Source organism: Moorella naiadis (nom. illeg.) (genome assembly GCF_051020825.1).
GTDB lineage: Bacteria > Bacillota > DSM-521 > Neomoorellales > Neomoorellaceae > Neomoorella > Neomoorella naiadis.
Map to the genome: position 1 here is coordinate 1 of NZ_JAXGFQ010000052.1, position 9605 is coordinate 9605.

The 9605-nt window shown below is 53.1% G+C and carries 12 protein-coding genes and 2 pseudogenes; 2 read left to right on the forward strand and 12 right to left on the reverse strand.

Going from position 1 to position 9605, the window contains the following annotated elements:
• The 8 genes and pseudogenes from SDD30_RS16810 to SDD30_RS16845 all read right to left on the reverse strand — a co-directional run.
• The coding region (locus tag SDD30_RS16810; protein ID WP_434076087.1) for a DDE-type integrase/transposase/recombinase at nt 1-842 on the reverse strand (842 nt) is incomplete at its 3' end.
• Between the two features lie 78 nt (nt 843-920).
• Entirely contained in the window at nt 921-1238 is a 318-nt protein-coding gene (locus SDD30_RS16815; protein WP_434076088.1) for a nucleotidyltransferase domain-containing protein, read from the reverse strand.
• 479 nt (nt 1239-1717) lie between these two features.
• Nucleotides 1718-3427: an IS200/IS605 family accessory protein TnpB-related protein gene (locus SDD30_RS16820; protein WP_434076089.1), complete on the reverse strand. Its 1710-nt coding sequence runs from the start codon at nt 3425-3427 to the stop codon at nt 1718-1720.
• Nucleotides 3405-4055 carry an IS607 family transposase gene (locus tag SDD30_RS16825; protein ID WP_434076090.1) on the reverse strand — a complete coding sequence of 217 codons (651 nt, stop codon included), beginning with the start codon at nt 4053-4055 and terminating at the stop codon, nt 3405-3407. The genes SDD30_RS16820 and SDD30_RS16825 overlap by 23 nt, the downstream gene beginning before the upstream one ends.
• Nucleotides 4056-4124: 69 nt before the next feature.
• A pseudogene (locus tag SDD30_RS16830) lies at nt 4125-4316 on the reverse strand (polysaccharide biosynthesis protein); the annotation flags it as partial.
• Entirely contained in the window at nt 4304-4624 is a 321-nt protein-coding gene (locus SDD30_RS16835) for a hypothetical protein (RefSeq protein ID WP_434076091.1), read from the reverse strand. The pseudogene SDD30_RS16830 and the gene SDD30_RS16835, both read right to left, overlap by 13 nt.
• A gap of 76 nt (nt 4625-4700) precedes the next feature.
• Nucleotides 4701-5099, reverse strand: a complete 399-nt coding sequence (locus SDD30_RS16840) for a type II toxin-antitoxin system VapC family toxin (protein WP_434076092.1) — start codon at nt 5097-5099, stop codon at nt 4701-4703.
• On the reverse strand, nt 5087-5359 hold the full coding sequence (locus SDD30_RS16845) for an AbrB/MazE/SpoVT family DNA-binding domain-containing protein (RefSeq protein WP_434076093.1): 273 nt from the start codon (nt 5357-5359) through the stop codon (nt 5087-5089). Before SDD30_RS16845 ends, SDD30_RS16840 begins: the two co-directional genes overlap by 13 nt.
• Before the next feature lie 895 nt (nt 5360-6254).
• Between SDD30_RS16845 and SDD30_RS16850 the strand changes: the two genes are divergently transcribed.
• The gene (locus SDD30_RS16850) at nt 6255-7193 is read left to right on the forward strand and encodes a DUF4351 domain-containing protein (protein WP_434076094.1); all 939 of its coding nucleotides are present in this window, start codon (nt 6255-6257) and stop codon (nt 7191-7193) included.
• A 206-nt stretch (nt 7194-7399) separates the two neighbouring features.
• On the opposite strand, the gene SDD30_RS16855 is transcribed toward SDD30_RS16850, so the two are convergent.
• The 3 genes from SDD30_RS16855 to SDD30_RS16865 all read right to left on the reverse strand — a co-directional run bounded on the left by SDD30_RS16855 (nt 7400) and on the right by SDD30_RS16865 (nt 8306).
• On the reverse strand, nt 7400-7576 hold the full coding sequence (locus SDD30_RS16855) for a hypothetical protein (protein WP_434076095.1): 177 nt from the start codon (nt 7574-7576) through the stop codon (nt 7400-7402).
• A complete protein-coding gene (locus SDD30_RS16860) occupies nt 7573-7743 on the reverse strand; it encodes a hypothetical protein (RefSeq protein ID WP_434076096.1) in 171 nt (56 codons plus the stop codon). The genes SDD30_RS16855 and SDD30_RS16860 overlap by 4 nt, the downstream gene beginning before the upstream one ends.
• A gap of 221 nt (nt 7744-7964) precedes the next feature.
• On the reverse strand, nt 7965-8306 hold the full coding sequence (locus tag SDD30_RS16865; RefSeq protein WP_434076097.1) for an integrase core domain-containing protein: 342 nt from the start codon (nt 8304-8306) through the stop codon (nt 7965-7967).
• Between the two features lie 153 nt (nt 8307-8459).
• On the opposite strand from SDD30_RS16865, the pseudogene SDD30_RS16870 reads away from it, so the two are divergent.
• Nucleotides 8460-9056: pseudogene (locus tag SDD30_RS16870) on the forward strand (Rpn family recombination-promoting nuclease/putative transposase); the annotation flags it as partial.
• A 51-nt stretch (nt 9057-9107) separates the two neighbouring features.
• Here SDD30_RS16870 and SDD30_RS16875 read toward each other — a convergent pair.
• Nucleotides 9108-9605, reverse strand: a 498-nt coding sequence (locus tag SDD30_RS16875) for an ATP-binding protein (RefSeq protein WP_434076098.1), incomplete at its 5' end; no start/stop codon positions are given.

A 9605-nucleotide genomic window follows, 5' to 3' on the forward strand; every position in this document is an offset into this window, starting at 1 on the left:
TCCTGCCTTGCTTCCTCCAGGGAGGCCAATTCTTTACGCCGTAAGAGCTCCCGCTGCAGGTTGCGATGCAGGGATTCAATCTTGCCGTTACAGCCGGGGTTGTGGGGCCTGGTCATGGTGTGCTTTACTCCCCAGTTGGCCAGTAGGACTTCAAATTCCGTCAACCCGTTCCAGGAGTGAAACTGGCGGCCTTGATCGGTTAGGACCTCCTGCGGCAGGCCATAGAGGCGGACGGCCTCCTGGAAGACCTGGACGACGTTCTGGGTCTCCCCGGAGGCAAAGACGCCGTGACCCAGCACAAAGCGGCTGTAGTCGTCCAGCCAGGCAATGAAGTAGAGGCGCTGGCCGCCCTTCAATTGATAGACCATCAAATCGGTGGCCCACAACTCATTGGGCTGGGAGCGTTCAAACCGGGTCACCTCTTGGGGTTGCCTGGGGGCGGCGTAGAAGTCGCTTAAAGGGAGGTGATGCTTCTCTAAAACCCTGAGGACCCTGGTAGGGGTGATATGCACTCCGGCAAAGCGTCGTAAATATTGGCTAATCTTGACCAGGCCGTAATAGGGGTACTGCTGCTTTAGGGAGCAGATTATCTCTTCTACTTGAGGTGTAACTTGCGTTTCCGGTTTGGTCCGCGTTATCTTTCTTTTTCCTGTCGGTGCGGCGTTAGAGGTTAAGCTGCCGGTCCGGCTAACACCCCCCTTGGCTCCCAGTTGCTTCAGCCAGCGGTAGTAGCTGGCTCGGGAGATATGGTGGGCCTGGCAGGCTTCGGTAATGGTGAGGCCGCTCGCCCGGATACTGTTAAGGATTATCTGTCTGGTGTCACTGTCGTGGTGTTTAGCCATGGTTTCTCCTCCCTGGAATTTTTACCTGGGAGGAAGCCGGTTAGGATCTAACCGGGGCGACGCTGCCGGGTAATGCTGTCAGGTGATTTCTATGGTCCCTTCCTCTACTTTTATTTTAGCAAGGACACCTATATCATAATCGGAGTAAGGACCGGCGGTCCCACTCACCTGAGAGCCAAAAAGAAACACATCCGCGTCGATGTTTTTAAAAGCTTCCAGCACCCGCCTGCGGATGGCCTCTTTTTCATGCAGGACGGTAATGCCGTCGGGTTCGGCCACACGGTACCCTAGCTTTTTCCACCAGCGCCACTCGGTCCGGCGTTCCAGGGCGGTTTTCCCCCGCAACCGGATAAAAGCCTTTGGCCTTTGTTCCCTTAATTCTTCCACGTTACTCACTCACTTGTCCTCAGCCCTGTACAAGGGTCCTGCCTGTCTGGTAGGATTGTTTCTTTATCTCTATATATAAATAATTTGGGCTTCATTTACGATTCACCCAAAACCAGAAGTTTTTCGTAGAATAAGGTGGTCCCCTTTGTCAAGACAATATCCTGGTTCAAAAAACCTAACAATTTTTGACACATCATGTCAATCATTATTAGGCGGCCTCCCCATGACCAGGTTCTCGCTCCTTTCGGATTTGATTTGCCTGCCCCTGGGAGCAGGCTTCGCGACAGGGAGACCTCGGCCCCGGGGGTCTCACCCGGACGAGAGAACAGCGCTTGACGGGCGCAAGACGCGGCCGTAAGGAGAACCGTAAATGTTCCCACCTTGCGTTGACCGTTAAGCGGTCCGGCACTTGATTCTTTCAAGCGCCGGACGCCTCCCGCGATCTGTTAGATGCGGCTTACCGGTTTGTCCGATACCGGCTAACGGGGTCACCTACTTGATAAAGCTAGCTGCTTCAAGTCGTGCCAGACTGAATAAAAGGATTCCTGTTTATAGCGGTCTAAACCGTTATGAACGGAAACCTTTTCGCCCAGCCGCATGATTTGCCGCTTTACCTTTCGGGTCATCCCTTTTCCTTCCTCAGGCAAGGTATCGACCTTGGGGTTCGACATTTCTTTAATGGCTTTGATTTTTTGTTTTAACTCTTTGGTGATGCGTTCTTTAAAACCTATAGCCCGACGGGCGATTGCCAATGCGGCGGCATGGTGGATTGTCACCCCATACCGCTCTATGTATTTCCAGTAGCCGATAGTAGAAGTGTGGGCCGGCCGGACCGGCTTTACGCCTACGCCTTCGTTGTAGGCTTTACGGGCGACGGCTTCGGTTATCTTCCGGTAAGGGAAATTGACCGCCATGCGGTTGAATTTCCTGTCCGTGTCCAGCCGGTCTTGGCCGAAGTCCAGGTCTTCTAAGGCGATGGGCTTACTTAATGCTTTGGCGATGTTCACCACTACCCGGGCCAGAACGCCGATGAGGTAAGCGCGTCTGAAACTGCGGCTGTAAGCCAGTTCGGGCATCTTGATGGAAAGAAAACCGTTCGGGTGCACTATTACCTGGAACTCCCCGGCAAATTTGTGCAGGCCCTGCGGATACGGTACGATAAATCCTTCCGGCCAGGGCTCGGGCTGGCCGAAATAGTTGACGTTGGCTAAAGCCAACCCGTCCGGGTTGGTGTCTAAGCCCACATAACCCAGGTTGGGGTCGGTCACCAATTCAGGCGCCGTCATGGTGAAGGCGATATGTACCCTGTACCGGCCGTCCCGGCTTTTGATCAACTCTACGGTATAAGGCACGCCTGTTAAGAGCAATTCCCACACCTTGAGCCGGTGTTTCTCCGGCAGCCAGAGCTTTCCTTTCACCCGCGGCGCCCTGGTCATTATCGGCCTTCCTTTGCTGTCAGTACCTTTTTGCTCAGAGAGGTGGGAAATAGTGACCGCCAGGATAAATCTCCCTTCCTGGTAAGCTACCTTCATGTTGGGGTTACCGCCTTTTGTTTCGTCGCCCCGGGCGTATAACCGGTTCTGCCTGGCGTCCCGCCATTCTTCACGGCCGGCCTTGCCCCGGCAGACCTGCCGCCATAAGGCCCGTCCTCCGAAAACTACCTTGGGGATAGTGCCGTTGGCTTCATGGTCCTGGAGTTTAGCCAGTTTATCTTCTAGCTTTTTGACCCGGGCTTTACGGCCGTGGAGAATACGTTTGGCTTTCTCGACTTTTGCCGGGTCATTGGCCTTAATCGCTTTGTCCAGGTCCTTTTCAGCCCAGCGGAACTTCTTTCTGGCCCGGGCGAGTTTGGCTTCCGTCTCCTCGATTTCTAACGCCAGGAGTTCCTTTTGCGATTCTACGACAGCCTTCGCTTTCAGTATGGCATCATCGCAGTAGCGGGAGTTTAAGCCGAATACCCACTGGCCTTCTTGTTTGAGTTCTTCCCGGGAGCAGCCTTCTATAAGCCGGTTGAACGCCCAGCGCTCGCAGGCGCAGAAAAGCCGCATCTCAGTATCCAAGGGGCCTTCATCCCCCCGGCTATATTTCTTGGACCGGTAAGCAGGGTAAGCTGCCGGGAACCACTCGCCGCAGACGGTATACTTGATGCCACCGGAAGCCGCGACTGGTTTCTTTCTACTCTTCTCCCACTTCTTCATCCGCACCCACCCCTGCCATCAATTCCCGCAACTCCCGCCTGATCTTCTTGCCGCCCCTGGCCCCATAAAGCCGGGCCGAAAAAGACGTGACTATGGCCAGCAGGTCCCGGACCAATTCAGTATGGGCGTCTTCAGGCTCTTTCTCCGCTATGGCGATTATTTCTACGCCGCAGTATTTTAAATGACGCTCGATATACCCATAGCCGAAGCGGGCCAGCCGGTCAGGATATTCGATAATAAGCCTTCGGTATTCACCCTGCTCGGCAAGTTTAAGGACGTTGGTTAAACCGCGGCGCTTCTGGTTCAGACCGCTGGCCACGTCCACGAATTCTGCCCTCACAATAAAGCCGTTTTCTTTAGCATACTGGCGCAGCCGTTCCATCTGCCGTTCCAGGTTGCCGGCATCGGCCTGCTTTTTTGCGGACACCCGAGCGTACAGCACGACTGCCTTGCGTCCGTCAGTCAATTGGCCGGACTGTGAGAGCTTGTTTAGTTCATCCATAGAGTACCGGCGCTGGCCACCCGGCAAACGCGCGGGCTTGATTAAGCCTCGCTTTTCCCAGTTGCGCAGGCTGTTGGGGTGGACGCCTAATTTCTTTGCCGCTTTGCTGATGGTTAATAGTTCCATAACTTTATGGTAAGCTTTTTGTTATGTTTTGTCAATATTTATTAATATATTGATAGCTGTTACAAACCTCCCCGGCATACAGCCGGAAAGGATTATCATGCTCAGCGCCAGGTACAATATCTTCACCGGCTCGCCCATATCGAGAACGAAAATCTCCCCGCTTTTCACTAAAGCCCCGGCCTGGATAACGAGCTGCACCGCCTCAGGGATGATCATAAAGTAGCGGGTCATCTCCGGGTGGGTCACCGTCACCGGCCCTCCGGCGAATAAACTTGAGAATACCCGCCCGGCTTGTTTCTATGCCACATCCAGGCAGTGGCGATAATCTCCTCCAAACTAGTATATCGCGGCCGCCATCCCATCTCTTCGATGGCTTTTTCTGCCGAGGCTACCAGCACCGCCGGGTCCCCGGGCCGCCGGTGACCGACACAGCAGGGTACCTTTTTCCCCGTTACTTTTTCAGCCGTCCGGATTACCTCCAGAACCGAATAGCCCCGGCCGGTGCCCAGGTTATAGGCCGCCGTGGCGCCGCCCTGCTCCAGGGCTTCCAGGGCCAGGACGTGGGCCACTCGCTGGAGGAAAAGACGAAGCAGGGCACGCCGCAGTGTAGAGCCGCCTGGAGGAGAGTCAAGCCGCCGACGTTATTCAATCTTCAAAACACTGCCAGCCAAATTGGGTAAAATGATTATCAAAGGCCAGAGCTACATTCAGCTTTAGCCGTTCCATAACAGCAAAGGTAGTAGCATCGGTATAAGAAAAAGACTTATCTTTGTATGCAATTATGATTTCCCTGGCTCGCTTCTCATCTTCTTCTTTAACACGATCAATTTTCCAAACCAAGTTTTTTACCCATTCACGGGCCAGTTCATGACCTATACGGCTCAAGATTAAGGCATGAGTTTCAGCCAAAATAAAGTTTGTTAATATTAAATCAACATCCTGTTCGCTTAATTTCTTAAAGAGATTCTTGGCCTTCTCATGCCAATCATCCGAACGGTCAATAAGGGCATAAATAGCACTGGTATCTACCATTATTTTTTCCATCTTTCTACTTCACCTTCAGCCAGGTAATGATCATGTTTGGCAGCGACGTCTTTAAGGCCGCTGTTCCCCGCACCAACCAATTTCCATATAGGGTCGTCTTTACTCAAGGGCTTCACCGGCTGCACCTTTTTCAAACGTATCTCATCTTCATCAACCTGGATGGTCAAATAATCGCCTGCCTTCAGGCCCAAAGTTTCTCTGATACTTTGGGGAATAGTCATCTGCCCTTTACTGGTTAAGCGCACTAACGGCGTCGACATAAAGCATCTTCTCCTTACTCTTAGAAAGATTTCCTTACCAGAAGTATACCATTACTGACCATAAGATTGCAAGCAGTCCAGTAAGTTTACTGTTGAACTTCTTTGAATTTTTCTCTTTATTTTAACCATTGCCCTCTGAGTAGCATGTCCATCAGGCACTCCAGGCCATATGATATACTGGGCCAGTTAGTAATCCATTATCTCAACAAAGTATTAAAGCTTGCATCCTGAGGTTTTATACGCGGCCATTTAAATTGCACTTAACCGGTCAGGGCGAACATCACCGTACCATCGCCGTACCCACTCCGTTTAATGAACGCAGAAACAATAAAGCTGTATTAAAAGGCGGAATAAATAATGCGCTCCAGTTCGTCATAAGGGGGGACCCAGCCCAGGCGCTCGCGGATTTTCAGGCCAGCTTAAAATACTCCAGGTCCACCACTTCTATCCCCCAGTCCTGGAGCCACCAGCGGGTAGGATCTAGCCACGGATCCTCCGCCCCGTAGAAGCTCAAACGGATGCGGCTGCCCCGAAATACATTGTTAAAAGCCAGTCTGGTGCGCTGCAGGTGGTAAGGAGAAGTAACGACAATGGCCGAATGCCAGCCATTTTGTCCGGCTATGATGCCTTCCCGCTGCTACGTTCCATTCTACTCTACGGGGCCGCCGGTCATCAGAAGCCTTGGAGCCAGGCCTTCCTGGTAGGAGCTTTACCCCGGTCGCCACCCGCTCGCCCTGTTCACCCGAGAGGACCAATAATCACATCTGCAGGCTCGCCGGGGGAACTGGACGGGACTGCAGCTCCGGGGCCAGGCCTTTGCCAATATATTAAAAAAATAACCCTTGCTCAGCCGGGCCCTCTCAGGTAAAATAAAGAAAAACAGGAGCAACCGCCAATGCCCGTTGATCACGACCGCTTGTTCAAGGAACTGCTGACCACCTTTTTCCGGGAGTTTATGGAGCTCTTCTTCCCTGAAGCCCATGCTTTAATCGACTATTCGGATACCAGGTTTTTAACCCAGGAAGTTATAACCGATATTACCGCCGGCGACAAACACTACGTTGATATCCTGGCGGAAGTTAAAATCAAAGGAGAAGACGGCTGCGTCCTGGTCCATATCGAGCCCCAGGCCTACCGGCAAGCCGACTTCGCCCGGCGCATGTTCATTTACTTCAGCCGGCTTTACGAAAAACACCAGAAAAGAGTGCTCCCCATCGCCGTCTTTGCCCATGACAGCAAGGCAGAGGAAACCAGCCGGCACGAAGTAGAGTTTCCCTTTCTCAAGGTGTTGCAGTTCGAGTTTTACAAAATACAACTTAGGAAGCTGCCCTGGCGGCAGTACCTCAACAGCAACAACCCGGTAGCGGCGGCATTGTTGAGCAAGATGGACTATTCGCCCCGGGAGCGGGTGCAGGTAAAGATCGAGTTTTTACGCCTGTTGACCCGGATGCAGTTAGACCCGGCGCGGATGGAACTGATAACCGCTTTTTTTGACAGCTACCTGGTGTTGAGCGCCGAAGAAGAAAAATCCCTGCAAAAGAAGTTGTCCGAAGAACTCCAACCTGAGGAGGTGCAAAGGGTTATGGAATTAACCACATCCTGGCATTTAAAAGGCCGACAGCAGGGCCGGCAGGAAGGCCGGCAGGAAGGCCGGCAGGAAGGCCGGCAGGAAATACTCTTAAGACAGCTAAGGAAACGCCTGGGTACCATTTCTTCTGAAGTGGAAGCGAAGATAAAGACGTTATCACTGGAGCAGCTAGATGACCTGGCGGAAAAGATACTTGACATCACCAGCGAGGATGAATTGCATAGAATCCTCGCCATTAAACATTGATACTTAAGCTGGTTCTAACCTCCACTCCGGGCTTAAGGTCGCCCTGGCATCAAAGACCGGCCGGGTTTAAGCAGGCCGGTCGATGGTCCTTTAAGATACCCGCGGCCTGATGTTGGCCATTGCCGTCTTTGCCCATGACAGCAAGGCAGGGCCGGCATGGGGAGAAGCGGCAAAGCCACCGGCCCTGCCGCTTCCCGGCTGAGGCTTTAAGATTGTTGCTGCCCCGGGGGCAGGAAGGGCGTGACCGGGGCCTGGCCATTATGGCTAGACAGATACTTGATATATTGGGCCAGGTAGTAATTCAGCCCCGTCAGCGGCCGGCCGCGCACGGCTGCGTTCCACATGCCCCTGGTTTCAGGGCTCTCCCCCTGCCAGCTGGTCACCGCCTGGGTGAAGTAACCCTGATCTTTTCCTGGTTGACGGTATTGGGGTTCATGGGGATAGTATAACGACGGGCGTAGTTGATCCCCTTCCACTTGGCGAAGACCAGGGCCTTTCCCAGGGCGCCGCTGGCATCCATAGACATGAGCGGCGCGGTAACTTTAGCCATGGTGCTCACCTCCTTTCGCCCTCCATTCTAGCAGGGGCTAAGGGAGGTGACTAATTTCGTCGTTGTCCGGTGCCGGGTCGTTAATTTACGTTACCAGCCGGGATAAGCGCAAGATTCGGCCGTCCGGGTAACAAGGCAAGCCCCAGACCTGGCGTAAGGCGAGCAAATATTAAAGTTACGACCAGGTGCCAGTCGTGGGTGGATGGCCAGCGTTTAAACTCCTAGCCGTCCAGGCTCAAGACGATCCCGCCCTGCGGTAATTCTTCCAGGCGGAAGAAAGCATCCTGAACCTTACCCGTCAGGTACAGGGTGCGGGGACGAGGGTTGGGGTGTAAGGCATACTTGTTCACCTCCTCGGCCAGGCCAAAGTAGCGGTCGGCCGGGGTGAGGCCGCCGATCCCCTGATGGGGTCGTTCATGGTTGTAGTAACGGATGTAGGCGGCAATCTCCTGCCTTGCTTCCTCCAGGGAGGCCAATTCTTTACACCGTAAGAGCTCCCGCTGCAGGTTGCGATGCAGGGATACGATCTTGCCGTTACAGCCGGGGTTGTGGGGCCTGGTCATGGAGGGAAATATATTGTTCTGTCAGGCCAACCTTTTCCTGGGCCTGGAGCCCCTGTAACTGCGCCAGTTGGAAGATATAAAGCTTCTGCTCTCAGAAAAATATCCCCCTGTTCCAGAAATATGCTATAATAGAATCCAGAAGAAGGTGATCCTTTGCCGGAAAACGAAGGGCAGCCCCGGCCTCCCCACCACCCCCACGACAAGGGTTACCGGCAGCTCCTGGCCGACAAAAGGGTGTTCCTGGAACTCTTAAAGACCTTCGTCCGGGAAAAATGGGTGGAGGCCATTGACGCCGACGACCTCATCCTGGTAAACAAGTCTTATGTCCTCCAGGATTTCAGCGAGAAAGAAGCCGATGTCGTTTACCGGCTTAAGACGAAAGATAGAAACGTCATCTTTTACGTCCTGCTGGAGCTGCAGTCAACGGTAGATTACCTGATACCTTTCCGGCTGCTGCTCTATATGGTCGAGATCTGGCGGGAGATCTACAACAACACCCCGCAGCACGAGCGGGAGAGCAAGCATTTCCGCCTGACGCCCATCATCCCGGCGGTGCTCTACAACGGCGCCGGCTCCTGGACGGCGGCCCTTTCCTTCAAGGAAATGCTGGACAGTTACCAAGATTTCAGCGGGCATCTCCTGGACTTCCGTTACCTGCTGTTTGACATCAACCGCTACAGCGAAGAAGAACTCATCAGAGCGGCTAATCTAATCGCCGGCGTCTTTTGTATTTGTCAACTCAAAATTCCCCCAGATCGTCATTTAAAAGTACCCCACATTGAACCAAAAAGCACAAGCCATTTAACTTAATTTTTGCTGCTCCAACCACTCCTTCGTTTCTTTCATCCGATAGGAATTACCATTCATGTTCACGATATAGGCCTGATGGGTCAAGCGGTCAATCATGGCGGCCGTCATCACCGGGTCTTGAAATATTTCCCCCCAACGCTCAAAGGAGAGGTTGGTGGTGATGATTGTGGATTTGCGTCCGGCCCGCAAGGACAGATGGGTGAAAAGCAATTCTGCCCCTTCTCTGTCGAAGGAGATATACCCCATCTCATCAGCGATGACCAGATCATATTTTTCAAACCGGTTTTGGAAGGCGCGTAGGGTTTGGGCCGACCGACACTCCTTGATTTGATTCACCAGTAAAGGCACGGTGGTAAACCACACCTTGTAGCCTTCCAAGCAGGCCTGGATCCCTAGGCCAATGGCGATATGGGTCTTGCCGGTACCCGCATTACCAGCTAAAATCACATTCCTCCCTTCCTGGATAAAGGTTAGGCTCTTGAGCAATTT